This window comes from Janthinobacterium sp. JF4 (assembly GCF_059617925.1).
The window spans coordinates 327130-352992 of record NZ_JCAQAV010000003.1; the positions used below are offsets into that span (position 1 = coordinate 327130).

General features: G+C 63.7%; 24 protein-coding genes. 15 read left to right on the plus strand and 9 right to left on the minus strand.

All coding sequences use genetic code 11. The annotated features are described in order from the left end of the window. Positions 1–2 precede the first annotated feature (2 nt). The 6 genes from prmA to AC54AF_RS05200 form a co-directional block, all read right to left on the minus strand. Positions 3–947 carry a 50S ribosomal protein L11 methyltransferase gene (prmA, locus tag AC54AF_RS05175; RefSeq protein ID WP_496635657.1) on the minus strand — a complete coding sequence of 315 codons (945 nt, stop codon included), beginning with the start codon at positions 945–947 and terminating at the stop codon, positions 3–5. After that, positions 944–2359: an acetyl-CoA carboxylase biotin carboxylase subunit gene (gene accC / locus AC54AF_RS05180; protein WP_034746622.1), complete on the minus strand. Its 1416-nt coding sequence runs from the start codon at positions 2357–2359 to the stop codon at positions 944–946. The genes prmA and accC overlap by 4 nt, the downstream gene beginning before the upstream one ends. Before the next feature lie 101 nt (positions 2360–2460). Continuing rightward, positions 2461–2925 carry an acetyl-CoA carboxylase biotin carboxyl carrier protein gene (gene accB, locus AC54AF_RS05185; RefSeq protein WP_131685505.1) on the minus strand — a complete coding sequence of 155 codons (465 nt, stop codon included), beginning with the start codon at positions 2923–2925 and terminating at the stop codon, positions 2461–2463. A 90-nt stretch (positions 2926–3015) separates the two neighbouring features. Next, complete coding sequence (aroQ, locus tag AC54AF_RS05190; RefSeq protein ID WP_496635658.1) at positions 3016–3453, minus strand: type II 3-dehydroquinate dehydratase; 438 nt, start codon at positions 3451–3453, stop codon at positions 3016–3018. Between the two features lie 82 nt (positions 3454–3535). Continuing rightward, the gene (locus AC54AF_RS05195; RefSeq protein ID WP_496635659.1) at positions 3536–4090 is read right to left on the minus strand and encodes a TlpA family protein disulfide reductase; all 555 of its coding nucleotides are present in this window, start codon (positions 4088–4090) and stop codon (positions 3536–3538) included. A gap of 19 nt (positions 4091–4109) precedes the next feature. Further along, positions 4110–4760: a hypothetical protein gene (locus tag AC54AF_RS05200; protein ID WP_496635660.1), complete on the minus strand. Its 651-nt coding sequence runs from the start codon at positions 4758–4760 to the stop codon at positions 4110–4112. A gap of 126 nt (positions 4761–4886) precedes the next feature. Here AC54AF_RS05200 and mpl point away from each other — a divergent pair, with 126 nt between their 5' ends. The 7 genes from mpl to mtgA all read left to right on the plus strand — a co-directional run bounded on the left by mpl (position 4887) and on the right by mtgA (position 12102). After that, complete coding sequence (gene mpl / locus AC54AF_RS05205; RefSeq protein WP_496635661.1) at positions 4887–6263, plus strand: UDP-N-acetylmuramate:L-alanyl-gamma-D-glutamyl-meso-diaminopimelate ligase; 1377 nt, start codon at positions 4887–4889, stop codon at positions 6261–6263. Then, positions 6260–6844: a YqiA/YcfP family alpha/beta fold hydrolase gene (locus AC54AF_RS05210; RefSeq protein WP_496635662.1), complete on the plus strand. Its 585-nt coding sequence runs from the start codon at positions 6260–6262 to the stop codon at positions 6842–6844. Before mpl ends, AC54AF_RS05210 begins: the two co-directional genes overlap by 4 nt. Further along, positions 6841–7455 (plus strand): chorismate--pyruvate lyase family protein, encoded by a 615-nt coding sequence (locus tag AC54AF_RS05215; RefSeq protein WP_496635663.1) that lies wholly within the window; start codon positions 6841–6843, stop codon positions 7453–7455. Before AC54AF_RS05210 ends, AC54AF_RS05215 begins: the two co-directional genes overlap by 4 nt. Positions 7456–7457: 2 nt before the next feature. Continuing rightward, positions 7458–9545 carry a ribonuclease catalytic domain-containing protein gene (locus AC54AF_RS05220; RefSeq protein WP_496635664.1) on the plus strand — a complete coding sequence of 696 codons (2088 nt, stop codon included), beginning with the start codon at positions 7458–7460 and terminating at the stop codon, positions 9543–9545. Between the two features lie 138 nt (positions 9546–9683). Continuing rightward, a complete protein-coding gene (locus AC54AF_RS05225; protein WP_496635700.1) occupies positions 9684–10541 on the plus strand; it encodes an energy transducer TonB family protein in 858 nt (285 codons plus the stop codon). Between the two features lie 11 nt (positions 10542–10552). Then, positions 10553–11380 carry a shikimate dehydrogenase gene (aroE, locus tag AC54AF_RS05230; protein WP_496635665.1) on the plus strand — a complete coding sequence of 276 codons (828 nt, stop codon included), beginning with the start codon at positions 10553–10555 and terminating at the stop codon, positions 11378–11380. Between the two features lie 17 nt (positions 11381–11397). Continuing rightward, a complete protein-coding gene (mtgA, locus tag AC54AF_RS05235) occupies positions 11398–12102 on the plus strand; it encodes a monofunctional biosynthetic peptidoglycan transglycosylase (RefSeq protein ID WP_496635701.1) in 705 nt (234 codons plus the stop codon). 64 nt (positions 12103–12166) lie between these two features. Here mtgA and AC54AF_RS05240 read toward each other — a convergent pair whose 3' ends face one another. Beyond that, complete coding sequence (locus AC54AF_RS05240) at positions 12167–12316, minus strand: hypothetical protein (protein ID WP_496635666.1); 150 nt, start codon at positions 12314–12316, stop codon at positions 12167–12169. Between AC54AF_RS05240 and corA the strand changes: the two genes are divergently transcribed. Both corA and AC54AF_RS05250 read left to right on the plus strand, forming a co-directional pair. Beyond that, on the plus strand, positions 12315–13280 hold the full coding sequence (gene corA, locus AC54AF_RS05245; protein WP_077408488.1) for a magnesium/cobalt transporter CorA: 966 nt from the start codon (positions 12315–12317) through the stop codon (positions 13278–13280). The two genes, AC54AF_RS05240 and corA, sit on opposite strands and share 2 nt — an antisense overlap. A 284-nt stretch (positions 13281–13564) precedes the next feature. Then, a complete protein-coding gene (locus AC54AF_RS05250) occupies positions 13565–14281 on the plus strand; it encodes an HAD-IA family hydrolase (RefSeq protein WP_131685499.1) in 717 nt (238 codons plus the stop codon). A gap of 2 nt (positions 14282–14283) precedes the next feature. On the opposite strand, the gene hemL is transcribed toward AC54AF_RS05250, so the two are convergent. Both hemL and thiD read right to left on the minus strand, forming a co-directional pair. Next, the gene (gene hemL, locus AC54AF_RS05255; protein WP_496635667.1) at positions 14284–15573 is read right to left on the minus strand and encodes a glutamate-1-semialdehyde 2,1-aminomutase; all 1290 of its coding nucleotides are present in this window, start codon (positions 15571–15573) and stop codon (positions 14284–14286) included. A gap of 45 nt (positions 15574–15618) precedes the next feature. Continuing rightward, entirely contained in the window at positions 15619–16476 is an 858-nt protein-coding gene (thiD, locus tag AC54AF_RS05260; RefSeq protein ID WP_496635668.1) for a bifunctional hydroxymethylpyrimidine kinase/phosphomethylpyrimidine kinase, read from the minus strand. A gap of 96 nt (positions 16477–16572) precedes the next feature. Between thiD and AC54AF_RS05265 the strand changes: the two genes are divergently transcribed. The 6 genes from AC54AF_RS05265 (at position 16573) to AC54AF_RS05290 (ending at position 25843) form a co-directional block, all read left to right on the plus strand. Next, positions 16573–16725, plus strand: a complete 153-nt coding sequence (locus AC54AF_RS05265) for a rubredoxin (protein ID WP_010401308.1) — start codon at positions 16573–16575, stop codon at positions 16723–16725. An 84-nt stretch (positions 16726–16809) separates the two neighbouring features. After that, positions 16810–17232: a response regulator gene (locus tag AC54AF_RS05270; protein ID WP_496635669.1), complete on the plus strand. Its 423-nt coding sequence runs from the start codon at positions 16810–16812 to the stop codon at positions 17230–17232. Between the two features lie 35 nt (positions 17233–17267). After that, on the plus strand, positions 17268–17633 hold the full coding sequence (locus AC54AF_RS05275) for a response regulator (RefSeq protein WP_131685495.1): 366 nt from the start codon (positions 17268–17270) through the stop codon (positions 17631–17633). Positions 17634–17659: 26 nt separating this feature from the next. Beyond that, on the plus strand, positions 17660–18280 hold the full coding sequence (locus AC54AF_RS05280) for a chemotaxis protein CheW (protein ID WP_496635670.1): 621 nt from the start codon (positions 17660–17662) through the stop codon (positions 18278–18280). Further along, complete coding sequence (locus AC54AF_RS05285; protein ID WP_131685493.1) at positions 18280–20517, plus strand: methyl-accepting chemotaxis protein; 2238 nt, start codon at positions 18280–18282, stop codon at positions 20515–20517. The genes AC54AF_RS05280 and AC54AF_RS05285 overlap by 1 nt, the downstream gene beginning before the upstream one ends. 40 nt (positions 20518–20557) lie before the next feature. Continuing rightward, the gene (locus AC54AF_RS05290; protein ID WP_496635671.1) at positions 20558–25843 is read left to right on the plus strand and encodes a hybrid sensor histidine kinase/response regulator; all 5286 of its coding nucleotides are present in this window, start codon (positions 20558–20560) and stop codon (positions 25841–25843) included. Positions 25844–25863 lie beyond the last annotated feature (20 nt).

Sequence of the window (25863 nt, forward strand, 5' to 3'; positions counted from 1 at the left end):
GCTTATGCACCTTCCGCGCGGGGCGCAGGCGCTTGCGTGCTGCCCAGGCGGCCATGCAGGGCCACCCAGCCGTCTTGCTCGGCCCACACACCCAACTGGATGAATGGTGCGTAGGCTGCGGCCACTTCTTCCGCCTGGCGCGCCAGCACGCCGGACAGGATCAGGGCGCCGCCGTCGGCGACACGGCTTGAGAGCATCGGCGCCATCAGCTTCAATGGGCTCGACAGGATATTGGCGACGACGATGTCAAACTTGGCCGTCGCGTGTGCCGAGGTGGCAAACGTGTCTGGCAAGAAATATTCGATGTCGCACTGGTTGCGTTCGGCATTGTCGCCTGCCGATTCGATCGCCTGCGGGTCGATATCGACGCCGGCCACCGTTTGCGCACCGAGTTTCTTGGCCACCATGGCCAGGATGCCGGAACCGCAACCGTAGTCGAGCACGGTCTTGCCAGGGGCCGGATGGGCTTCCAGCCATTCCATGCACAGGCGCGTGGTCGGATGGCTGCCCGTGCCGAAGGCCAGGCCCGGGTCCAGTTCCAGGATCAGGCCGTCAGGATCCGGTGCCTCGTGCCAGCTGGGCACGACCCAGATATTCTTGCCGATGTGAATCGGTGCGAATTGCGACTGTGTCAGGCGCACCCAGTCCTGCTCTTCCACGGGGCGCATGCTAAAGGCGGGAACTTCCGCCATGCCGACGGCCTGGGCCGCGGCGGCCACGATGGCGGCCTGGTCGGCGTCGACGTCGGTCAGCGCCACCACGCGGCTGCGTTCCCACGCCGCTTCCTTCGGTTCCATGCCCGGCTCGCCAAACAGGGGCTGCTCGGCATCCGTGCCTTCGTCGGCGTCTTCCACCGAGACCGACAGGGCGCCCGCTTCCATCAATGCGTCGGACATGGCCTCGGCGTTGTCACGGGCGATTTCGATGACGATTTCCGTCCAGCTCATGCGCCCGCCTTGATTTCGGATTTCTTGGCGATGCTGGGGCTGCCGCCATTCAGGTTCTTGCCCAGGTCCGGCATGTCGGCCAGTTTCTGTTCCAGATAGTGAATGTTGGTGCCGCCTTCGATGAAGCGCGCGTCGATCATCAGTTCGCGGTGCAGGGCGATATTCGTGTTGATGCCTTCGACCACCATTTCGGACAGGGCGATCTGCATGCGGCGTATCGCTTGCTCGCGCGTGGCGCCGTAAGCGATCACTTTGCCGATCATCGAGTCATAGTGAGGCGGCACGTAGTAGCCGGCGTAGGCGTGCGAGTCGACGCGGATGCCTGGGCCGCCCGGTGCATGCCAGGACACGATCTTGCCGGGCGATGGCGTGAACTTGAACGGGTCTTCGGCGTTGATGCGGCACTCGATGGCGTGGCCTGACAGCAAGACGTCGCGCTGGCGGAAACGCAGTTTTTCGCCGGCGGCGATGCGGATCTGCTCTTGCACGATGTCGATGCCGGTGATCATCTCGGTGACTGGATGCTCCACTTGCACGCGGGTATTCATTTCAATGAAATAGAACTCGCCGTTTTCGTACAGGAATTCAAACGTGCCGGCGCCGCGGTAGCCGATCTTGCGGCACGCTTCGGCGCAACGGTCGCCAATTTTCTCGATCAGTTTGCGCGGGATGCCCGGCGCCGGTGCTTCTTCGATCACTTTCTGGTGGCGGCGCTGCATGGAGCAGTCGCGCTCGCCCAGCCAGACGGCGTTCTTGTGTTCGTCGGCGAGGATCTGGATTTCCACGTGGCGCGGATTTTCCAGGTACTTCTCCATATACACTTCTGGGTTGCCGAAGGCCGTGCCGGCTTCCGTCTTGGTCATCGCCACGGCGTTGATCAGGGCCGCTTCCGTGTGCACCACGCGCATGCCGCGTCCGCCACCGCCACCGGCAGCCTTGATGATGACCGGGTAGCCGATCTTGCGGGCAATTTGCACGATCGCTTTCGGATCGTCCGGCAACGCGCCTTCCGAGCCGGGTACGCACGGTACGCCAGCCTTGATCATGGTTTGCTTGGCCGACACCTTGTCGCCCATCAAACGGATCGATTCGGAGCGGGGGCCGATGAAGACGAAGCCCGATTTCTCGACGCGTTCGGCAAAGTCGGCATTTTCCGACAGGAAGCCGTAGCCTGGGTGAATCGCTTGCGCATCCGTCACTTCAGCGGCGCTGATGATGGCGGGCATGTTCAGGTAGCTCAGGGACGACTGGGCCGGGCCGATACAAACGGATTCGTCGGCCAGCTTGACGTATTTCGCGTCCTTGTCGGCTTCGGAGTGGACTACAACCGTTTTAATGCCCATTTCGCGGCAGGCGCGCTGAATACGGAGGGCAATTTCACCACGGTTGGCAATCAGGATTTTTTCAAACATGGTAGGTTCGCGTATGTCTGTGAGAGCCGGCGAGCCGGCGAAACAACAAGTGTGAGGGGCAAAAACTGCAAACGGCCGTTGCCGGCCGTGTGGACTGGGTTTTAGCCGATCACAAACAAGGGTTGACCGAATTCGACCGGTTGGCCGTTTTCGACCAGGATCTGGGTCACGACGCCGGCTTTGTCGGAGTCGATTTCATTCAGGAGCTTCATCGCTTCGATGATGCACAGGGTATCACCTTCCTTGACGGTCGAGCCCACTTCAACATAGGCGGCGCTGCCAGGAGCGGAGGACCGGTAGAAGGTGCCGACCATCGGCGACTTGACCACATAGCCGGTTGGCTCGGCGGCTACCACGACGGCAGCTGCCGCAGCCGGGGCAGCGGCTGGCGCGGCTGGCTGGTAGTGGGCTTGCATGCCTTGCGGCTGCATCATGACCATCTGGTTTTGCGGCATGGCCGACGATTTGACGATGCGAACCTTGCTTTCGCCTTCGGTAACTTCCAGCTCTGCGATATCCGATTCGGCGACCAGGTCGATCAAGGTCTTGAGTTTTCGTAGATCCATGTAAAACCCCTAGGAATGTAGTTTGTTTTATGAGTGATGCGGTGATGTCCAGAACCTATCGCCGCGCTAAATACGTGCAGATCGCGTAGATTAACGTTTTTTAAGCGCAAAGTCGATGGCAAGCCGATATCCATCGATACCCAGGCCGCAGATCGTCCCCTGCGCGATCGCGCTGATAAATGAGTGGTGTCGAAACGTTTCGCGTTGATAAATATTCGAGATATGGACTTCCACGAACGGGATGGCGACCCCGGCCAGCGCATCGCGCAAGGCAACGCTGGTATGGGTCAGGCCGCCCGGATTGATGACGATGGCATCGATCCCTTCCGCTCGCGCGGCATGGATGCGGTCGATCAGCGCGCCTTCATGGTTGCTTTGAAAGCAGACCAGGTCGGCACCGGCCGCCATGGCTTGCGCCATTGCTGCCTGCTCGATATCGGCCAAGGTGCTGGCGCCGTAGACCTCAGGCTCGCGCGTTCCCAGCAAATTCAGGTTGGGACCGTTGAGCAGAAGGAGGTTTTTTGCCATGTATGGAAGACCGTTTTAGCGAAAGTTCCGCATTTTGCCGCCAAAGATACGCATTGGCAAGAGAAAAAAGCACGCTCCGAATTTACAATTTATCCAGATCGGCGCGCAACTGATCAAATTTCAAGCGGCCCAGATAGGTCTTTTTGACTTCGCCATCGGCGCCGATCAGCACCGTAAAGGGCAAACCGCCCGTGGCATTGCCGAAATGACGCGACAGGTCGGTGCCGCTCATGCCGGACACATACACGGGATAGGCGATCTTGAACTTGCTGGCAAAGGTGGCAATATTGCTGGCCGAATCGATGCCGATGCCGATGACCTGCAGGTTCTTCGCCGCATAGTGGCCTTGTACTTCGGATAACTCCGGCATTTCTTCCACGCAAGGTGGGCACCACGGCGCCCAGAAATTCACCAGCAGGTTTTTCCCTTTCCATTGCGACAAGACTTGCGTGGTGCCCGCCGCGTCCGGCAGGGACAGCGCATACAGCTCATTCACGGGACCCGTCGCGCCTGGCGCGATGGTGGTCGTCAGCGGTCCCGCTGCTTTCGCCTTTTCCTTGCTCAAACCGACGTAGGCGCCCATGCCGCCAAACATCAGCGCCACGATGGCGCAGGCGATCCAATTCTTTTTTGTCATAACTTTATCTATATCAATGTTAGTCGGCAGCCGGCACGCCATCGGCGAGGCTGGCGGCCAGCAGGCTGCGCAGCCCGGCGATATCGGTGCGCAGCACCTTGCCGTCCGCCTTGGTTTTCAGCGCGCCGCGCATATCGTCGAGCTCATACATGGCCGCGTGCACGCCTTCGTTTTTCCACAAGAAACTGGCTGTCTCGACCGCATCATAACGCGCTCCCTTGAAATGCGGGCTTTCCGACATGTCGAGCACGACATTTTTATTCAGCAGGAAGATGTGGATTTCCTTGGCGCTCTCGGCAAACAGCTGCAAATAGATCTCGTCGTGGGGACCGGCCGTGCCATTGAGCACGGGGCCGCTGAGCAGGGGATGAAATTGTTGCAATGCTTCCATCACCTGCAGCGCTATCGTGCGCAGCTGGAACAGCCGCGCCGGCTGGCTGTCGGCCAGGAACAGGGCATTGTATTGCCGCACCTGTTCTTCGATCATGTCGTTGTCAGGCAGTATATTTGGCCGATTCGTGGGCCGGTTCGGCGCGTCGCCCAGGACTTGCCGCGCCGCCTTGCGCTTGGCGCTGCCATAGTCGGCGCCATCCTGCGCCACGAGGCGCGCGGCAGCGGCGGCGATTTCCTGGCGCAACTGCGCGCTATCGTCAAATGCATCGTTCGTCATGAGCGAGATGATACTCCGAAGCGGAAAAAGTCATGGCGTCAGGTAAAATCCTGCACTTGCAGTTTTTTATCTCGCTGTCTTACTCACTGTCTTACTTACTAACCGAGCACCTTTCGCACTGATCACATGCATATTCATATTCTCGGCATTTGCGGTACCTTCATGGGCGGCCTGGCTGTCCTGGCCAAGGAAGCCGGCCATAAAGTCACCGGTTGCGATGCCAACGTGTATCCGCCGATGAGCACCCAGCTGGAATCGCAGGGAATCGAACTGATCCAGGGCTTTGATCCGGAACAGACCCAGCTGAACCCGGATTTGTATGTGATTGGCAATGTCGTTTCGCGCGGCAACCCGCTGGTGGAGGAAATCCTCAACCGCAGCCTGCCGTATGTGTCCGGCCCGCAGTGGATCGGCGAACACATCTTGCGCAATAAATGGGTGCTGGCTGTGGCCGGCACGCATGGCAAGACGACAACCTCGGCCATGCTGGCCTGGATACTCGAAGACGCGGGCTACGCGCCGGGCTTCCTGATCGGCGGCGTGCCGATGAACTTTGGCATTTCCGCGCGCCTGTCCGGCAAGATCGATGGCAAGAGCGCCGATTCGGACTTCTTCGTCATCGAAGCCGATGAATACGACACGGCCTTCTTCGACAAGCGCAGCAAGTTCGTGCATTACCACGCGAAGACGGCCATCATGAATAACCTGGAATATGATCACGCCGACATCTTCCCCGATCTGCACGCGATCGAGACGCAATTCCACCACCTGGTGCGCACCGTGCCCGGCATCGGCCGCCTCGTGTTCAACGGCGACGAAGCGTCGCTGCAGCGCGTGCTGGCGCGCGGTTGCTGGAGTGAAAAGGAAAGTTTTGGTCAAGATGCCAACTGGCAGCTGCAAGAGCAGGCCGATGGCAGCTTCGACGTGTATCTCAATGGCCAGCAGGAAGGCCATGTGGCGTGGGCGCTCACGGGCAAGCACAACCGCAGCAATGCGCTGGCAGCCATCGCCGCCGCGCGCCACGTGGGCGTGCCGATTGCCCAGGCCTGCGCTTCGCTGGCCACGTTCGACAGCGTCAAGCGCCGCATGGAAGTGCGCGGTGTCGTCAACGACATGACCGTGTACGACGATTTCGCGCACCACCCGACGGCCATTGCCACCACCGTGGGCGGCTTGCGGCAAAAAATCGGCGCCAGCGCCCGCATCCTGGCCGTGCTGGAACCGCGTTCGAACACCATGAAGCTGGGCGCCATGAAAGATGCGTTGCCGGGCAGCCTCAAGGATGCCGACCTGGTCTTCGGTTTCGGCAGCCGGCAAGCGCTGGGCTGGAGCCTGGGCGACGCGCTGGCGCCGCTGGGCCAGATTGCCAGCGCCTACGAAGACATCGATGCGCTGGTGGCGGCCGTGGCGGCAAGCGCCCGTCCCGGCGACCAGATCGTGGTCATGAGCAACGGCGGCTTTGGCGGCGTGCACCAGAAATTGCTGGAGGCGCTAGGCCGATGATTCTGTACCTGCATGGATTCCGCTCGTCGCCCCTGTCGATGAAGTCGCGCCTGCTGGCCGCGCAGATGCAGGCGCTGGGCCGCGAAGCAGAGTGGCTATGCCCGCAATTGCCGGCCTCGCCCAAGCTGGCCATCGCACTGGCCTTGTCGCTGGTCAAGGATGTGGCGCCGGCCGACCTGACGATCATCGGCTCGTCCTTGGGCGGCTATTACGCCACCTGGCTGGCCGAGCAGCTCGGTTGCCGCGCCGTGCTGCTCAATCCCGCCATCGTGCCCCTGATCGACCTGGAACAGCATGTGGGCGTGACGACCGAGTTCCATTCGGACAAGCCATTCGAGTTCAAGCGCGAGTACATCGACGAGCTGCGCACGTTTGCCGTAGAGAAAATTACGCAGCCGCAACGTTATTTCCTGATTGCCGCCACCGGTGATGAAGTGCTCGACTACCGCGACATGGTGGCGCATTATCAGGGGGCGCAGCAGTGCGTCATCGACGGCAGCGACCATGGCATCAGCGCATTTGCCGATTACCTGGCGCCCGTGCTGGCCTTTTGCGGCATCGATGCGGACGCGGGCCGGTGAGGCCGGGTTCGCTGCGCCAGGCGCAATGGCATGCGCACGTGAACGCCGTCCATGCGCCGCCGGCCTTGCGCCACTGGCTGACGGGCGGCGGTTCGCTGACGGCCAAACTGAAAGCGCACAGCCAGGCATTTCGCGTGCAATGTTTGCATCAGGAAACGGCGCGCTGCCTGAGCGACGAGGCGGCCATCATCGGTTTGCACCGCGCGGGCCGGGTGTGGGAACGCGAAGTGCTGTTACGTTGTGATAACAAGCCGGCCGTGTTTGGCCATACCGTCGTGCCCATGCAGGCGACGGCCACGGACTGGCCCCTGTTTTCCGCGCTGGGCGAGCGTTCGCTGGGCACGACCCTGTTCGGCGACCGCATGGTGCGGCGCGGCGAACTGGAATTTGCGCGCTTGCGTGCCGGGCATCCGCTGGTGCAGCGGGCGCAGGCGGCGCTGGCAGGGGAAGGGCGTCGCGCCGATGACAAGTCGCTGTTTTTTGCCCGTCGCTGCCTGTATCAGCGTCGCCAGGGATTGTTGCTGGTAACAGAAGTATTTTTGCCTGCGGTGCTGGAGCTGGCGTCCGTCACTCGCACCGTTGCAACCGACACATTAATAAACAAAGCATAACAATGAATCTATTTTTTGAAGAATCCGGCGATTTCAAGGTCGGCACGGTCCTGTCGCAAGCGGGTGAAGCCTACCAGGTCGAAATGGCCAGCGGCAAGCGCACCAAGGTCAAGGTCAAGGATGTGCTGCTGCAGTATGAAAAGCCGGCCCCGGCCGAGCTGCTGGAGCAAGCCAAGGCAGTTGTTTCTGAGATCGACCTCGATTTCCTGTGGGAAGTAGCGGGCGAAGACGAGTTCGGCTTTGCCGAACTGGGCGCTGAGTATTTCGGCCACGCACCGTTGCCGCCGGAAGCGGCCGGCCTGATCCTGGCCCTGCATTCGGCGCCCGTGTATTTCTACAAGAAAGGCCGTGGCCGCTACAAGGCGGCGCCGGAAGCGTCGCTGAAGGCGGCATTGGCCGGCATCGAAAAGAAAAAGCAGCAGGCGCTGGTGCAGGCCGCTTACGTGGAAGAGCTGAAACAGAACCGCTTGCCTGCCTCGATGCAGCCCATGGTGCTGCAACTGCTGTTCAAGCCGGACAAGAACACCATCGAATACAAGGCGCTGGAAGCGGCGTGCACGGAATTGCACACGACGCCGCCGCGCTTGATGCTGGCTGTCGGTGGTATTGCTTCGCCGAAAGACTTGCACTTGTCGAAGTTCCTCTTTGAAAACTTCCCCAAGGGCGCCGGCTTCCCGAACGTTCCCGTACCGGCCGTGACGGCCAAACTGCCGCTGGCGGACGTGGCCGCCTTCTCGATCGACGACGTGACCACGACCGAGATCGACGATGCCTTCTCCGTGCAGCCCTTGCCGGATGGCACCGTGAAAGTGGGCATACACATCGCCGCGCCGGGCCTGGGCATCCGCCCGGAAGACGTGATCGACAAGATGGCGCGCCAGCGCATGTCGACCGTCTACATGCCGGGCGACAAGATCACCATGCTGCCGGACGAAATCGTCAACGCGTTTACCCTGGCGGAAGGCACGACGTGCCCGGCGCTGTCGCTGTACGCCACCCTGGACCCGAAAGCGGACTGGGCCGTGGTCAGCACGCAGACGCGGGCCGAGCTGGTGCCGATCGCCAGCAATTTGCGGCATAACCAACTCGACGACCTTGTCAACGAGGAAACCCTGGCCAGCGGCGAAGGCGACTATCCGCACAAGGCCGATTTCGCCGTGCTGTGGCAATGGGCGCAGCAGCTGGAGCAGGGCCGCATGAAGAAGCGCGAAGCGTTCGGACTGAAGCCGGAACAGAATAACCGCGTCGATTTCAATTTCTATGTGGAAAACGATATCGTCACCGTGGCGCGCCGCAAGCGTGGCGCGCCGCTCGACAAGATCGTCGCCGAACTGATGATTTTTGCCAACAGCACGTGGGGCAAGATGCTGCACGACCATGGCGTGCCCGGCATCTACCGCAGCCAGGGCGGTGGCAGTGGCAATAGCTGGGCGGCCAAGATGCAGGTGCGCATGGTCACCCATGCGGCGCCGCACCAGGGCCTGGGCGTGGATCAATACGCGTGGAGCACGTCGCCCTTGCGCCGCTATACGGACCTGGTGAACCAGTGGCAAATCATCGCCTGCGCCGAGCATGGCGTGACGGCGCCGCTGGTGGCCCCGTTCAAGCCGCGCGATGCGAATTTGTTCGCCATCGTCTCGGCCTTCGACGCCGCGTATGCCGCATATGGCGATTTCCAGTCGAACATGGAACGCTACTGGTGCTTGCGCTGGTTGCACCAGGAAAACGCGCGCCAGGTCGATGCCGTCGTCTTGAAAGACGAGATCCTGCGCCTGGTCGACATTCCGCTGGTCATCAAGCTGCCGGGCATGCCATCGGTGGCGCGCGGCGCCCAGGTGAAGCTGGACTTGCTGCGCTGGGATGAAGTCGACCTGAGCATTGAAGCGCGCCTGCTGGAAATCGCCGCCGTGCCGGATACGGCGGCCGATGCCGAACTGGACTACGAAGAAGAGTCGGGCGATGAGTCACCTGACGATGGCGACGTGGCGACCGAGTCAGCGCCGGAAGCGGCGAACCAGGTCAGCGACGCCGAGGCGGAAGTTGCGGAACTGGCCAGCGAAGACGTGGTCAGCGAACCCGGGGTCAAGTAAGGCGCCCATCAGGCCACAAAGGCGGTGCCGAAAACTGTTGCCGGCGCCGCCCTTTGACGTAGAATTCAGCCATCTTGTATGGTGTGCTTGTTGCGAACTGGGTTGCGCGTGAAGTCTTTCCGAGAGTATCGTTTCCTGATGATAGCCGTGGCGGTATCGCTGCTGGCGCACGGCGCCTTGCTGGCGATGCATTTTGTCGCCCCGGCCCCGCAGCGGGCCGTGGCGACCGATCCCGGCCTGGAAGTGATCCTGGTCAATGCCAAGCATGCGAACAAGCCGCTGAAGGCCGATGCCCTGGCGCAAGCCAACCTCGACGGTGGTGGACAAGCCGACAAGGGCCGCGCCAAGTCGCCCTTGCCGGACATGCGCAAGGTGGAAGAGGGCGACAGCGTCAAGGCCAGCGCCCGGCGCATCGCCGAACTGGAGCAGAAGCAGCAGGAATTGCTGACCCAGGCGGCCAGGACGACGCCTTACAGCGCCGCGCCCGTCACGGAAAAGGACAAGCCCAATCCCCTGGCCAGCGGCTCGGACTTGATGGAAAGCAGCAAGGCCATCGCGCGCATGGCGGCCGAGATCAGCCAGACCGTGGAAGACCAGAATAAACGTCCGCGCAAGACCTTCATTACGCCCAGTACGCAGGAGGTCGGCTATGCCATGTATTACAAGAGCCTGCAAAAGCGCATCGAGGAAATCGGCACGCTGAATTTCCCGCAAAAGAATGGCCGCAAGATGTATGGCGAACTGGTTGTCTACATCCCCATCTTCCAGGACGGCACGATTTACCAGAAGGAAGGCGGCGCCCGCGTGGAGAAAAGCTCGGGCAATCCCGCGCTGGACGCGGCGGCCCTGGCCATCGTGCGCCGCGCGGCGCCCTATGGCCGTTTCCCACCGAACATGTTGTCGAGTGACAAGGATGACCTGTGGGTCGTCATCACCCGCTTCAAATTTACGCGCGAAGAAAAAATGGAAGCTAACCTGACTGGCGGCAGCAATTGAACAAGAATGAAATGAATCCAGATCAATATTGCGTCTTCGGCAACCCCATCGCTCACAGCAAGTCCCCCCTGATCCACGCCGCGTTTGCCCTGCAGACGGGCGAGCCCATCGTGTATGAGCGCCGGCTGGCGCCGCTGGACGGCTTTGCCCTGGCGGCCCGCACGTTTGCCGCCGAGGGCGGCAAGGGCGCGAACGTGACGGTGCCCTTCAAACTGGATGCGTGCGCGCTGGCCACCGTCCTGACGCCGCGGGCTAAGGCCGCCGGCGCCGTCAATACCCTGCGTTTCGATGGCGACACTATTCTTGGTGACAATACCGATGGCGCGGGCCTGGTGGCGGACATCGTGCGCAACGCGGGCGTGCCCATCGCCGGCAAACGCATCCTGCTGCTGGGCGCGGGCGGCGCGGCGCGCGGCGTCGTGCTGCCCTTGCTGGAACAGGGACCGCAGGAAATATTCATTGCCAACCGCACCGTGGCCACGGCCGAAGTGCTGGTGGCGCAGTTTGCCGACGCGCTGGCGCACCCCGGTCAGCTGCGTGCCGGTGCTTTCGCACAGGCGGATGGCCAGTTCGATATCGTCATCAATGCCACTTCGGCCAGCCTGGCGGGCGACTTGCCGCCCGTGCCGCCGGGTATCTTCGGCGATCACACGCTGGCGCTGGACATGATGTATGGCGCCCACCCCACCGTCTTCATGGACTTCGCCGCGCAGCATGGCGCGCAGGTGCGCGACGGCCTGGGCATGCTGGTGGAGCAGGCGGCCGAAGCGTTTTACGTGTGGCGCGGCGTGCGGCCGCAGACGCAGGACTTGCTGGCGCAATTGCGCAGTGCCCTGTGAGCGGCGGCAAGAAGGGCATGCGCCGCAGCGGCAGCCGCTACGGCTGGATCAAGTGGCTGTTCATCGTGCCCATCCTGGCCTTCATCGTCGTGCAACTGTATTTCTTCCTGCAAATCTGGTGGTGGGTCGACCATAACCCGTCCAGCACGGCCTTCATGCGCGAACAATTGTCTGTCTTGCAGGACAAGAATCCCAACGCCACGATCAAGCAGACGTGGGTGCCGTACAACCGCATCTCGAACAATCTGAAACGGGCCATCATCGCTTCGGAAGACGCGAATTTCTCCGAACATGAAGGCGTGGACTGGGAAGCCTTGCAAAAGGCATATGAAAAAAACAGCAAGAAGCAGAAGGTCGTGGCGGGCGGCTCCACCATCACGCAGCAGCTGGCGAAGAATCTGTTCCTGTCCGGTTCGCGCAGCTATGTGCGCAAGGGCCAGGAACTGATCATCACATACATGCTGGAAAGCCTGATGGAGAAGCAGCGCATTTTCGAGATTTATTTGAACGTGGTGGAGTTTGGCACAGGCATCTTTGGCGCCGAAGCGGCCGCACGCCACTACTACAGGGGCAGCGCGGCGGGCCTGAGCGCCGGACAGGCGGCGAAACTGGCCGTGATGCTGCCGAATCCCCGTTTTTATGACCGTCACCGCGATACGGGCTATCTGAACCGGCGTACCAGTGTCATCCTGCGCCGCATGGGAGCGGCCGAATTGCCTTGATAGTGGCCGGCTTTGTTTGCATAAAATCAAGGCTGCCTGATTAGCACTATTGCGGCGCAGCATCTTAATGGTGCATTGCCGCACATTTTCCATGAAAAAGCATGGTGGAGGGGTGGTCGCGAAAAGGCCTTTGCGGGTACACTTGCGCTGTTTTCATTTTTGGCGCCAGCGCCAGCACATCACGATAACCCAACATCCGGCTGAGAGCGCGCATGATCAATGTCTTTGTATTACAGAATGGCCGGCTCAACCAGGTGCCGATCGACAGCCGCGCAGACCTCGAAAACGCCGAACCGGTGTGGGTCGACCTGACCGACCCTACCGATGATGAACGGGCCTGGGTCAAGGCCATCTACAACGTCACCCTGCCGGGCGAAGACGAAGTCAAGGATATTGAAGCGTCGGCCCGCTATTACGAAGCGGAAAACGGCGACTTGCATCTGCGCACGGACTTCTTGCGCGAAGAAGACGATGGCCCGTCGCGCGTCATCACGGTAGCCTTCATTCTTGCCCGCAAGATCCTGTTTTCCATGCATACGGACGACTTGCCCGTGTTCCGCCTGGTGCGCATGCGCGCCCGTTCGCGGCCCGGCTCGATTGCCGACTACATGGACGTGCTGCTGGACCTGTACGCTACCGATGCCGAATATTCGGCCGACGTGCTTGAAGGCATCTACCAGAACCTGGAAGAAGTCAGCACGCGCGTGCTGCAAAAGGAATTTACCGATGCGCACGCGGCCGAAGCGCTGAATGCGATTGCCCACGAGGAAGATTTGAATGGCCGTATCCGCCGCAACATGATGGATACGCGCCGCGCCGTGAGCTTTCTGATGCGCGGCCGGCTGCTCAATTCCGAGCAGTTCGAGGAAGCGCGGCAGATTTTGCGCGACATCGAATCGCTCGATGGCCATACGTCTTTCCTGTTTGATAAGATCAACTTCCTGATGGATGCCACCGTCGGCTTCATCAACATCAACCAGAACAAGATCATCAAGATCTTCTCGGTGGCCAGCGTGGCTTTCCTGCCGCCCACCCTGATCGCCAGCGTGTACGGCATGAACTTCAAGCTGATGCCGGAACTGGAGTGGTCGTTCGGCTATCCCTGGGCCTGGGGCTTGATGGTCACCAGCGCCATCGCGCCCTTCCTGTATTTCCGCCACCGAGGCTGGCTGAAATAAACCGCATCGCCGGGGCGCTCCGCGTCCCGGTTTCAAGGCGAGCGCAGCAAATTCAAAAATCAGCGATAATCACTGGTATTGCGTGGTATTGAATTGGTATTTTCGCGTAGCCGCTTGCCTGGCGCCCGATTCTTTCCCCCTTTGGCTGCTTTTTGCAGAAAAGTATCGTCATTCAGACGTTTTCTGCGTGGTAGCGTCCGCCTGTTCCACCTATGATCGTTGCGATGCCTGCCCTTGCCGGCTGGCCGCCGCATTTCCCGTCACCGTTGTCTTCTGGAGAGTCCATGCCTGATACCGCCACCACCCCACCGCGCTTTACCCATTTGATCAGCGACTGCGATGGCGTGCTGATCGACAGCGAAGCCGTGGCCCTGCAAGCGCTGCTGGAATTGCTGGGACCGCGCCTGCCGAACCTGCCCGAGGGCGTCACCCTGCAAGGCTTGATCGAGCCGCGCCTGGGCCAGCGTCTGGTGCCGCTGATGCAGGATATCTACAAGGAACTGGGCTTGCCACAATTGCCGGCCGACGAAATCATGGCCATCGGCAACTCCGTCGATGCGGCCTGCGACGCGCAATTGCGCGCCGTGCCCGGCGTGGCGCAGGCGCTGGCCGTCATACCCCTACCCAAGGCTGTGGCCTCGAACAGCGTCAGCGCGCGCGTGCTGTCGGCGCTCGAGCGGACCAGCATGGCGCAGCTGTTCCACAGCCGCGTCTTCACGCCGGACCTGGTCGGCCATGCCAAGCCGCATCCGGGCCTCTACCTGGCGGCGGCTAGCGCCTTTGGCGTGCCGCCGGGCCAGTGCCTGGTGCTGGAAGACAGCGTCACGGGCGTGACGGCCGCCGTGGCGGCGGGCATGACGGTATTGGGATTCATCGGCGGCGGGCATATCGCCGCCGGCCAGGAAGAACGCCTGAAGGCGGCCGGCGCGCATGTCGTGTTCAACGACATGGCCAGTTTGCCGGCGCTGGTGGCCGCGGTGATGGACACCGCAGTGGTGTAACTTTACGCGAGCTTGGCGAACACCTTGCGCGCGGCAGCGATGGTGGCGTCGATGACGGCATCATCGTGCTGCGCCGAGACGAAGCCCGCCTCGAAGGCGGCGGGCGCGAAGTACACGCCTTCGTCCAGCATGGCGTGGAAGAAGGCGTTGAACTTGCTGCGGTCGCCCGCCATCATTTCCGCGTAGCTGGTGGGTGGCGTGGCGCTGAAATAGATGCCGAACATGCCGCCGATGTAGTCGGCGCAGAAGACCACGCCGGCCTCCTGTGCGGCGGCCGTCAAGCCTTCGGCCAGGCGCTGGGCGGTGGCGCCCAGCTGCTCGTAGAAGCCAGGCTGCTGGATCAGTTTCAAGGTGGCCATGCCGGCCGCCACGGCGACCGGGTTGCCCGACAGGGTGCCCGCCTGGTAGACGGCGCCCAGCGGCGCCATGTGGTGCATCAGCGCGGCGCTGCCGCCGAAGGCCGCCACCGGCATGCCGCCGCCGATCACCTTGCCCAGCGCCGTGAGGTCGGGCTTGATGCCGTACAGCGCTTGCGCGCCGCCCAGGGCCACGCGCAAGCCGCACATGACTTCATCGAAAATGAGCAGGGCGCCGTGCTGCGTGCACAGCTCGCGCATCGCTTGCAGGAATGCCGGCGTGGCTTTCACCAGGTTCATGTTGCCGGCCACCGGTTCGACGATGACGCAGGCGATCTCCGCGCCGAAGCTGTCGAAGGCGTCCTTCAGCTGTTCCACATTGTTATAGTCGAGCACCAGGGTGTGCTTCACAAAATCTTCCGGCACGCCGGCCGACGTCGGGTTGCCGAAGGTGAGCAGGCCGCTGCCCGCCTTTACCAGCAGCGAATCGGCGTGGCCGTGGTAGCAGCCTTCGAACTTGACGATCTTGTCGCGTCCCGTGGCGCCGCGCGCCAGGCGCAGGGCGCTCATGGTCGCTTCCGTGCCCGACGAGACCAGGCGCACCTGCTCGATCGACGGCACCAGGCGCGTGATTTCCTCGGCCATCAGCACTTCGCCTTCGGTCGGCGCGCCGAACGACAGACCCAGCGCGGCCGCATCCTGCACCGCTTTCACCACTTGCGGATGGGCGTGGCCGACGATGGCCGGGCCCCACGAGCCGATGTAGTCGATATAGCGCTTGCCGTCCGCGTCCCAGAAATACGGGCCTTCGGCGCGCGTGATGAAACGCGGCGTGCCGCCGACGGAGCGGAAGGCGCGCACGGGCGAATTGACGCCGCCTGGCGTGGTTTTTTGTGCGCGGGCAAACAGGATGTCGTTCTGTGAAGTCGTCGTCATGATAATCGTGCCTTGAAAGTGGATCGTTGTCTGTGTCGTCTGTACTTATTGGGCGCCGCGCTGGCGATGCTGCCGGAACAGCCGGTTCGGCACCAGCTTGCCCATGCCGTGGCGCTGTGCGTGGGTCAGCGCGCCGGCCGTGAATTCCTGCGCCGCCACGACCACCTGCGGCACATCGTCTTCGTTTTGCGCCAGGGCCAGCAGGGCGGTGGCCGCTGCCGACAGGGTGCTGCCGGCGCCGTTGAAGATGCCTGGCAGGTGCTGCCACTCGTCGTGGCGCACCACGCCGTCTTCGCCGAACAGGGTATTGGCGCGCAATTTGCCTTCGCCCGTGCCGGACTTGCTGGCGTCGGCCGGCATGCCGGTGACGAGCACGTATTCGCAGCCCAGCGCCACCAGGTAGTCGACGTCGTTTTGCAGGGTGTCGTCCGGATCGGCGTCGCGCCAGGTTTCGGCCAGACGCTCCAGTTCCACCGGCGAGAGCACCAGCAGGGTTGTTTGCGGGATCAGCAACTGGCGCACGGCCGTGAGGATGTCTTCATCGTCCATGCCCTGTTCCGGCAGCGCCGAAATGAAGGGATCGAGGATCAGCGGCACGTTCGGATAGTCGGAGACGATTTCGGCGATGGCCGTGACGTTTTCCACGCTGCCCAGCGCGCCGATCTTGATGGCGGCCACGGACATGTCTTCCAGCAGCACGCGCGCCTGGTCGGAAACCCAGTCCGGGTCGACCGCCTGCACGTCTTCCACGCGCGCCGTATCGCTGATCAACAGGCCCGTGGTGACCGACAGGCCATGGCAGCCGAAGGCTGAAAATGTGGCCAGGTCGGCCTGGATGCCGATTGCACCGACCGGATCGGACACGCCGAAGCTTAATATGAGGGGAGAAGTTTGGTTTTGCACGGCGGGTAGATTAAGATACCTAATTCAGCATTTTACTTGATTGAAGGGTGGCAGAACGTGAGTAGCAACGAAACAACGCAGCAATTCCAAACGTGGATGTGTCTTATTTGCGGCTGGGTTTATGATGAAGCGGCCGGCTTGCCCGACGAAGACATTGCTCCCGGCACGCGTTGGGCCGATGTTCCGATGAACTGGACCTGTCCTGAATGCGGTGCGCGCAAGGATGATTTCGAGATGGTGGCGCTGTAATTAATCGAGGTCCACGGGATGCCGCTGCCGCACGCAGGTAGCGCGGCAGCCTGTGCTATCGTATGAAAATTGTCGAATAATCACATGACGCGTCCCTTTTTGCCCGAGGCGCCATCCGATGCCGCGTGCGCCAGCGCCACGATCCTCGTCATCGACGACAGCGCGACGATACGCAGCGCGGCCGCGAACATCCTGGGCGAGGCCGGTTATCGCGTGGTGGTGGCGGAAAATGGCTTCGAGGCCCTGGCCAAGATTGCCGACTGCCAGCCGGCGCTGATCGTGTGCGACATCGTGATGCCGCGCCTGGACGGCTACCGCACCTGTGCGCTGATCAAGGCCAGTGCGGCCTTCCACGCCACGCCGGTGCTGATGCTGTCGTCGAAGGAGGGCTTGTTCGACCGCGCGCGCGGCGCCATGGCAGGCGCCAGCGCCTGCCTGGCCAAGCCGCTGGCGCGCGAGGCGCTGCTGGAGGCCGTGCGGGTGCACCTGGCCGGGCATTTTGAGTAAGTGTTTTTATTGATGACAACGCAGCAAGGATGCAGATGGCCATACACACAATTCTGATCGTCGATGACTCGCCGACAGAACGCTACTACCTGAGCGAGATGCTGGTGCGTGCCGGTTATGCCGTCTTCACGGCGCAGGACGGCGCCGACGCGCTGGCGCAGCTGAAGCAGGCCAGGCCCGACCTGATCCTGATGGATGTGGTGATGCCCGGTGCGAATGGCTTCCAGATCACGCGCGCGATTGCGCGCGATCCCGAACTGCAGGACGTGCCGGTGATTATCTGCTCCAGCAAGAGCCAGGAAACGGACCGTATCTGGGGCTTGCGCCAGGGTGCGCGCGATTACCTGGTCAAGCCGGTGGCCGAAGCCGAGCTGCTGGCCAAGATCGCCGCGATTTCCTGAGCATGCGCACGATGCCAGGTCAAGGCGTGTCCACCGCGGCCTTTTCGCCGGCCGCTGCCGCCATGCCGCCTTTCGAGACGGGCGCGCGGCAGGGGCGCTTGCGCCAGTATCAGCTGCAACTGATCGAGCGGATACAGGCCGCGCGCAGTGGCGCGCTGGCAGCGCGCAAGGAACTGGGCGTGATGCTCGGTGGCCGGCCGTGCCTGCTCGACCTGACGCAGCTCGGTGAAATCGTCATTGCCGCCGGCGTGCAGATCCAGGGCGTGCCGCTGGCGCAGGACTGGTACCTGGGCCTGGCGGCCATGCGCGGACGCCTGACGGGGATCGTCGACCTGGCCCGCTACATGGGTGAGCCGGCCTGCGTACCTGGCAATCACTGCCGCATCATCACGTTTTCTCCCCGCCTGGGCCTCAATTGCGCGCTGCTCGTCGAACGCGTGCTGGGCTTGCGCCAGTTGCGCGCGATGCAGTCCGTGCCCGTTCACGATGCGGCGCAGGGCGTGTTCCCATCGTGGGCGGCGCAGGCGCTGCGCGACAGCGAAGGGCAGCAGTGGCTGCGCCTGGACCTGGCGCAGCTGGCGCAAGCGGAACGCTTCCTCGATGCCGGTTTTGGCGGCGTCCCCGCACGCCACAAGGACATTTGCTGATGGGCGCCCATTCCCCCATTCTGGCGGCCGGCATGCCTGAAGCACAGCTCGCTCCAGACGCGCCGGCATCGGCGGCCGACCTGCCGCTGCGTCTGCGCGACGCGCTGGGACGGCGCAAGTCGCTGGCCAGCGCGCCGGCCGGGGACTGGAAGCTGCCGCTGATCGGCCATTTGCCACTGCAAAAGCAGCTGAGCATCCTGTCGACGGTGATGGCCCTGAGCCTGGCTGCCAGCCTGCTGTTCGTCGGCCTCAATACGCGTAGCGGCAATATCGCCTCGGCGCAGACGCAGCTGGCCGGCGATGCGCTGATGCATTCGCAGCGCCTCGGCAAGGCCGCGCCGAACGCCGTGCAAGGCAATCCGGAGGCCTTCCGCCAGCTCGAGGAAAGCCGCAATGAACTGAACCAGGATTTCCGGCTGATGCTGCGCGGCGGGACGTATCACGGCCGCGATATCGGCGAGTCGCGTTCCGCCCTGCTGGCGGCGGTGGCCGACGCGCGCAAGAAGTGGGCCAGCAGCGACCGCGCGGCTAGCACCATCTTGCGCCTGAAAACGGAGCTGGGCGAATTCGACAAGACCTTGCAGCAATTGAACGCGCTGTCGCCGGCGCTGCTGGCGCAGACGGAAGAAATCGCCGCGCTGAAGGTGCAGCGCGGCGGCAATGCGCGCGACCTGGCTGTCATCGGCCGCCTGATGATGCTGAGCCAGCGCATGAGCCGCAGCGCCAGCGAGTTCCTGTCGTCGGGCAGCATCAGCTCGGAAACGGCATTTTCGCTGGGGCGCGACACGACGTATTTCCGCACCGCCGCCGAAGGCTTGCTCAATGGCAGCGTGTCGCTGCAATTGGCGCCCACGCGCGACGCCGAATTGCGCGACCGGCTGGTGGCGCTGAAAGCCAGTTTCGACACTTACCAGAAGCTGGTCTCGTCGATACTCGACCGCCTCGACAAATTCAGTGCGGCGAAAAGCGCCGAACAGCTGATCTTCAATGAAAATGAAGACCTGCGCCAGCGTTTGACCCTGCTGCAGCAGATGTATCACGTGAACCAGGAAACCCTGGGCCTTGCCTTCTGGATGATGGTCGGCGGCGTGTTGCTGACCCTGATCGCGGCGGCCGGCATCGGCAGGGTGCTGCTGCAGGACTCCGTCAACCGCACGCGCGACGCCGAGCGGCGGCGCCAGGAAGCGGAAATCCTGCGCCTGCTGTCGCAGGAGAAGGAAGAGCAGGCCAAGGCCAAGAATGAGCAGAACCAGGCGGCCATTCTGCGACTGATGAACGAATTGCAGAAGGTCGCCGATGGCGACCTGACGGTGCAGGCCACCGTGTCGGAAGATATCACGGGCGCCATTGCCGATTCCGTCAACTACACGGTCGAGGAATTGCGCGGCCTGGTGGGGAGGGTGACGGCGACGGCCGAACAGGTCAACCGCGCCTCGACGCAGGCGCAAAGCATCTCCAGCAAGCTGCTGATCGCCTCGCAGCAGCAGTCGCGCGAGATCCAGGGCGTCAGCGCCACGGTGGTCAAGATGGCCAATGCGATTACCGACGTGTCGAAGTCGGCCAGCGTCTCGGCCGACGTGGCGCGCCAGTCGGTGGCGGCGGCGCAGCAGGGTTCGACGGCGGTGGAAAACGCCATCAAGGGCATGCATGAAATCCGCGAGCAGATCCAGGATACCTCCAAGCGCATCAAGCGACTGGGCGAATCGTCGCAGGAAATCGGCGAAATCACCGAGCTCATTTCCGATATCACCGAGCAGACCAACGTGCTGGCGCTGAACGCCGCCATCCAGGCCGCATCGGCCGGCGAGGCGGGGCGCGGTTTTTCGGTCGTGGCGGAGGAAGTGCAGCGCCTGGCAGAACGCTCGGCGGCCGCCGCCAAGCAGATCGGCGCGCTGGTGCGCACCATCCAGGCCGATACCCAGGATGCGACGCGGGCGATGGAAACCTCCACGCAGGGCGTGGTCGAGGGCGCGCGCCTGTCGGACGCGGCTGGCGCAGCCTTGAACGACATCAGCCAGGTGTCGAAACACCTGGCCGAGCTGATCCAGGGCATCTCGTTCGCCACCGGCACGCAGGCTGGTTCGGCCAGCGGCGTGGCCTTGAATATCCAGCATATCCTGAGCGTGACGGAGCAGACCCAGGATGGCACGCAGCAAACGGCGCAATCGATCCATAAACTGTCGATGCTGGCGCAGGAACTGAAAAATTCGGTGTCGCGCTTCCGCGTCGCCGCCTGAACGCCGCGCCAGTCCAGGCGATTTCCTTACCGAGGCATGCATGAGCACACCTGATAGTCCACAGCAGTCCAAGCCGTTCGACAGCGAACCTTTGTCGTGGGTGATGGTGGAAATCCGCGAAGCGCTGGGCCGCTCGAAAACGGCCCTGTTCGAGGCGGGTGGCCGCGAGCGCGAGGAACGCGCCACGGCCCTGCAGCATGCGCGCTCGCATCTGCACCAGGCGCACGGCGCACTGGTGATGGTGGACGTGGCCGGCGCCAGCCTGCTGACGGACGGCGCGGAACAGGCGCTGGCGCGCTTTCGCGACGGCAGCCTCGAATACACGCTGGACCATGCGCAAGTCGTCGCCGAACTGTATCAGGCCCTGATCGAATACCTGGAAGACCTGGTGGCCGGCACGCCGCCGCAGCCGGTGCGTTTGTTCCCCTACTACCGCGACCTGCAAACCATGCTGGGCGCCGAGCGCATCCACCCGGCCGACCTGTTTTTTCCGCCTTCATCGATGCTGGAAGGGCATGCCATCGCGCTGGCGCAGGCGCCCCCGGTGGCAGATTATCCGGCCTGGCGCGGACGTTTTGAAAAGTCCCTGTTGCCCTTCCTGAAGGCGCAGGATGATGCGGTGCGGCGCCAGCACGCCAGCGAGCTGCACGCTACCTTGAGCCTGGTGGCCGACGCGCAGCAGGAAGCGCCGGCGCGGACCTTCTGGTTCGCCATGCAGGCGTTTGCGGGACTGGCGGCCAGCGGCGAGGGCATGGGCACGCTCAACGTCAAGCAGCTGTTCGGCCTGATCAACCTGCAATTGCGCCGCCTGGCGCAGGGCACGGCCAGCCTGCCCGAATCGATGCTGCGCGAGGCCCTGTTCTTCATCGCCGCAGCGCACGAGCCGACGCCGCAGGCGCGCCAGCTGCGTGACGCCTTCGCGCTGGAAGGCATGCTGCCCGCCGACGTGGAAACGCGGCGCTACGGCCAGCTCGACCAGGATGCCTTGCAAGGCGCCCGCACGGCCCTGGCGCAGGCGCGCGTCAGCTGGAGCCGCCTGGCGCAAGCCGACCTCGATCCAGCCCTGGGCATGGATTTCGAAGAGTCGCTGCAACAGGTGGCGGCACATGTGGAGTCCTTGAAGCAACCGGCCCTGGCCAGCCTGCTGCGCGAATGCGCGGCCGTGGCGCGGCAAGCCGTGGCCAGCGGACGCAGTGCGGCCCTGGAAAATGAAATCGGCATGGCGCTGCTGTTTGCCGATACGGGCCTGGAGCAGGTGCGCCGCCTGCCCGACGATTTCGCCGGCAATGCGGAAACCATCGCCGCGCGCCTGCAGGCGCTGCTGGCTGGCGAAGCGCCGCCGCCCGTCACGGCGGGCGAACTGTCGCGCCAGATCGAGCAGGGCCAGACGGTGGCCGCACTGGCCGAGGACATGAAGACGGGCTTGCGCCAGGTGGAAAAGGTGCTCAATGCGTATTACGCGGATGCGTCGCGAGGCGTGGCCCTCGATGGCGTCGCGCCCGTGCTGGAGCAGTTGCAGCAGCAGCTGGCCGGGCTGGGACAGGAGGACGCGCGCGCCGCCGTCTTGCAGGTCGATGCGGCCGTGCGGCAGCTGGCCGGTGGCGACGCCAATGCGGAGGCCAAGGCGGACGCGCATGCCGAGGCGCTCGACGAGATCGCGCAAAATGTCAGCGCGCTGGGCTTTTTTATCGATATGCTGGGCCGCAACGCGCAGGCGGCCAGCGGGCGTTTTCATTTCGATGCCGCCGCCGGCACCTTCCGCGCCCTGCCATTTGAAAAAGTCGCCGCCGCCGGCGCCGTGCCGGTGCCCTTGCTCGACCAGGCCCTGGCGCCCGCCGCGCCTGCCGGCATGGATGCCGCACCGGCAGTGACCGATGTCGATGCGCAGATGCTCGACATTTTTATGGCCGAATCGCGCGAAGTGCTGGCCTTTATCGACACCACCCTGGCCCTGCCGCGCGAGCAGGCCGCCAGCGGCGACCACCTGGCCATGCTGCGCCGCTCGTTCCATACCCTGAAGGGCAGCAGCCGCATGATCGGCCTGGCGCAGTTTGCCGAAGCGGCCGGCGCCATTGAACGCGTCATGAATACCTGGCTGGCCGAGGCACGCCCCGTCAGCGACGACTTGTTTACCTTGCTCAATTACGGCTGGTATCAGCTCAGCGAATGGGTGGCCGAACTGGAAGGCGGCGCCGGGCGCGAGCGCGAGGCGGGCATGCTGCTGATGGCGGCCGAGCGCGTGCGCGAAGGCGGTCCGTTCGAACTGCGCAAGCCTCGCCCGGCATCGGCCGCGCCGGTGGCCAGCAATGGCAATGTGATCGGACTTCCCTTGGCCACGGCGCCCGCGCTGCACGAAGCGCCGGACGATCATCTCAAGCACGTGGGCGACCTGCGCATCAGCCTTCCCTTGTATAACATCTACCTGGCCGAGACGGATGAATTGCTGCGCGTGCTCACGCGCGACTTCGGCGAATGGCGCCATGAACAGCGCGCCGTCAGCGCGGAGGCGCTGCAAGCCGTGCATACCCTGGCGGGCACGTCGGGCACGGTCGGCTTCCAGTCGCTGCGCGACCTGGCGCACGCGCTCGAGACGGTGATCGAGACGGTGGTGCCGCCGCTGGCCGGCCTGCGCGCCGAACAGCACGACGTGCTGGAACATGCCACGCAGCGCATCGGGCAAATGCTGCAGGCGTTTGCGCTGGGCGACCTGGCACCAACGCAGCCGGACATGATCGAAGCGCTCAACACCCTGTGGCGCGCCCTGACGGCGCCGCCCGGCGAGAGCCAGGAAGAGCGGCTCGACGCCCTGTTTGCGGCGGCCTACGCCAGCATCGTCGGCGCGCCGGCGCAGCCCGCCGAGCCGCTGGCCGACGCATTGGCTGAGATTCCTGTGCCCCAGCTCGAGACCCTGTTCGAAGCGACGTATGCGAGCATCGTCGCCGATGCGCTGCAGCCGCAGGCTGCCGAAGCACATGTCCCTGATATCGGCGCCAGCGACGACCTGTTCGACGCCGGCTTCGAGCACGCGCCGCCATTGGAGCATGCGGCGCCGGAAGCGCCTGCGCCCGCCATCATGCCGGCCGATGCGGCCGCGCTGCTGGCGGCGAGCGCCGGCATCAGCGATGAACTCGACCTCGATTTATTGTCCGTCTTCCTGGAAGAGGGCGCCGACCTGCTGCCGCAGATCGGCGAGGCGCTGCGCAGCTGGCAGCAGCAGCCGCGCGACAGCGGCCAGGCGCAGATGCTGCTGCGCACCCTGCATACGGTCAAGGGCAGCGCCCGCATGGCCGGCGCCATGCGCCTGGGCCAGCATGCGCATGAAATCGAGACGCATATCGAAAACATGCTGCACGCGGGCACCGCCACACCGCAGGCCTTCGAGGAACTGCTGGCTCATTACGACCATGCGCTGCACCTGTTCGAGCAGCTGCAGCAGCCCTTGCTGCCCTTGCCGGGCATGGAAGACACGCCGGCCGCCGAACCGAAGGCGGCCCTGGTGCGCGTGCGCGCCGATATCCTCGACCGCCTGGTGAACCAGGCCGGCGAAGTGTCGATCACGCGCTCCAAAATGGAAAATGAAGTTGGCGTGCTGGGCGCCTCGCTGTCCGAGTTTTCCGACAACCTGGCACGCTTGCGGCGCCAGCTGCGCGAAGTGGAAATGCAGGCCGAATCGCAGATCGCCTCGCGCATGGCCGTCGGCAGCGAGCGCGAATTCGACCCGCTCGAATTCGACCGTTTTACGCGCTTGCAGGAACTGACGCGCATGATGGCCGAAAGCGTCAACGACGTGGCCTCGTTCCATGAAAACCTCAGCCACAGCGTCGATGCAGTGACGGACGACCTGGTGCTGCAGGCGCGCCTGACGCGCGAACTGCAGCGCGACCTGATGCAGATCCGCATGGTGCCGTTTGCCAGCATCGCCGAACGGCTGTTCCGCGTGGCGCGGCAAAGCGCCAAGGAAGTCGACAAGCGCGTCAACCTCGACATCCGCGGCGGCGGCGTGGAAATCGACCGCAGCGTGCTCGAACGCATGGCGGCGCCCTTCGAGCACTTGCTGCGCAACGCCATCGTGCACGGCGTCGAGCCGCGCGACGCGCGCCTGGCCGCAGGCAAGAGCGAAACGGGCGAGCTGCTGGTGCAGGTCAGCCAGCAGGGCAATGAAGTGGCGATCGCCTTTTCCGACGATGGCGCGGGGCTGGACCTGGAACGCATCCGCGCCAAGGCGCACGGCGCCGGCCTGGTGGCGACGGATGCGCCATTGACCGACGCGCAGGCGGCCGAGCTGATTTTCACGCCCGGTTTTTCTACCGCCGACAGCCTGACGGAACTGGCCGGGCGCGGTTTTGGCATGGACATCGTACGCTCCGAAGCGCTGGCCCTGGGTGGGCGCGTGGAAACGCTGACGCAAGCGGGCCTGGGCATGCGCTTCACCATCCACCTGCCGCTGACACTGGCCGTCACCCAGGTGGTGCTGCTGGCGGCCAACGGCAAAACGTATGCGCTGCCTTCGGTGCTGGTGGAGCAGGTGCTGCACCTGAAAGGCGAGCAGCTGGAGCAGGTGCGGGCGGCCGGGCGCATCGAGTCGCACGGGCAGTCGCTGGCGCTGCACCACCTGTCGGCCATGCTGGGCGAGACGCCGGCGGCGCAGACCACGCAGCGCTATGCGCCAGTGCTATTGCTGCGCAATGGCAATGACAGGCTGGCCTTGCAGGTCGATGATGTGCTGGGCAACCGCGAAGTCGTGGTCAAGCACGTGGGCCCGCAGCTGGCGCGCATGCCGGGCATCGCCGGCGCCACGGTGCTGGGCACGGGCGACATCGTGCTGATTCTGAATCCGGTGGCGCTGGCGCAGCATCTGGAGCACCATCCGGAACTGTTGTCGCAATACGCGCTGGCCAGCGGCGAACAGCACGCCGCTTCCAGCGCGCTGGCCGCGCCAGCCGTGCGCGTGATGGTGGTCGACGATTCGCTGACGGTGCGCCGCGTGATGCAGCGCCTGTTCGAGCGCGAAGGCTACCAGGTGCTGCTGGCCAAGGATGGCGTCGATGCGCTGGAACAGCTGCATGCGCTGGAACCGGCCGCCATGCCGGCCCTGCTGCTGGTCGACGTGGAAATGCCGCGCATGGATGGTTTTGATTTGACGCGCAATGTCCGCAGCGACGACAAGACGCGCGCCATCCCCGTCATCATGATCACCTCGCGCAGCGCCGACAAGCACCGCGCGCATGCGTTCGCGCTGGGCGTGAATGCGTATTTCGGCAAGCCGTTCCAGGAGGAGGAATTGCTGGCGGAAGTGGGGCGCTTGCTGGGCGGTGAGGTGGCGTAGGTCGGGTCAGCGCGCAGCGC

Coding starts and splice junctions, on each gene's coding strand:
- prmA (WP_496635657.1), bottom strand. CDS start 947: ATGAGCTGGACGGAAATCGTCATCGAAATCGCCCGTGACAACGCCGAG.
- accC (WP_034746622.1), bottom strand. CDS start 2,359: ATGTTTGAAAAAATCCTGATTGCCAACCGTGGTGAAATTGCCCTCCGT.
- accB (WP_131685505.1), bottom strand. CDS start 2,925: ATGGATCTACGAAAACTCAAGACCTTGATCGACCTGGTCGCCGAATCG.
- aroQ (WP_496635658.1), bottom strand. CDS start 3,453: ATGGCAAAAAACCTCCTTCTGCTCAACGGTCCCAACCTGAATTTGCTG.
- AC54AF_RS05195 (WP_496635659.1), bottom strand. CDS start 4,090: ATGACAAAAAAGAATTGGATCGCCTGCGCCATCGTGGCGCTGATGTTT.
- AC54AF_RS05200 (WP_496635660.1), bottom strand. CDS start 4,760: ATGACGAACGATGCATTTGACGATAGCGCGCAGTTGCGCCAGGAAATC.
- mpl (WP_496635661.1), top strand. CDS start 4,887: ATGCATATTCATATTCTCGGCATTTGCGGTACCTTCATGGGCGGCCTG.
- AC54AF_RS05210 (WP_496635662.1), top strand. CDS start 6,260: ATGATTCTGTACCTGCATGGATTCCGCTCGTCGCCCCTGTCGATGAAG.
- AC54AF_RS05220 (WP_496635664.1), top strand. CDS start 7,458: ATGAATCTATTTTTTGAAGAATCCGGCGATTTCAAGGTCGGCACGGTC.
- AC54AF_RS05225 (WP_496635700.1), top strand. CDS start 9,684: ATGATAGCCGTGGCGGTATCGCTGCTGGCGCACGGCGCCTTGCTGGCG.
- aroE (WP_496635665.1), top strand. CDS start 10,553: ATGAATCCAGATCAATATTGCGTCTTCGGCAACCCCATCGCTCACAGC.
- mtgA (WP_496635701.1), top strand. CDS start 11,398: ATGCGCCGCAGCGGCAGCCGCTACGGCTGGATCAAGTGGCTGTTCATC.
- corA (WP_077408488.1), top strand. CDS start 12,315: ATGATCAATGTCTTTGTATTACAGAATGGCCGGCTCAACCAGGTGCCG.
- AC54AF_RS05240 (WP_496635666.1), bottom strand. CDS start 12,316: ATGCGCGCTCTCAGCCGGATGTTGGGTTATCGTGATGTGCTGGCGCTG.
- AC54AF_RS05250 (WP_131685499.1), top strand. CDS start 13,565: ATGCCTGATACCGCCACCACCCCACCGCGCTTTACCCATTTGATCAGC.
- hemL (WP_496635667.1), bottom strand. CDS start 15,573: ATGACGACGACTTCACAGAACGACATCCTGTTTGCCCGCGCACAAAAA.
- AC54AF_RS05265 (WP_010401308.1), top strand. CDS start 16,573: ATGTGTCTTATTTGCGGCTGGGTTTATGATGAAGCGGCCGGCTTGCCC.
- AC54AF_RS05270 (WP_496635669.1), top strand. CDS start 16,810: ATGACGCGTCCCTTTTTGCCCGAGGCGCCATCCGATGCCGCGTGCGCC.
- AC54AF_RS05275 (WP_131685495.1), top strand. CDS start 17,268: ATGGCCATACACACAATTCTGATCGTCGATGACTCGCCGACAGAACGC.
- AC54AF_RS05285 (WP_131685493.1), top strand. CDS start 18,280: ATGGGCGCCCATTCCCCCATTCTGGCGGCCGGCATGCCTGAAGCACAG.
- AC54AF_RS05290 (WP_496635671.1), top strand. CDS start 20,558: ATGAGCACACCTGATAGTCCACAGCAGTCCAAGCCGTTCGACAGCGAA.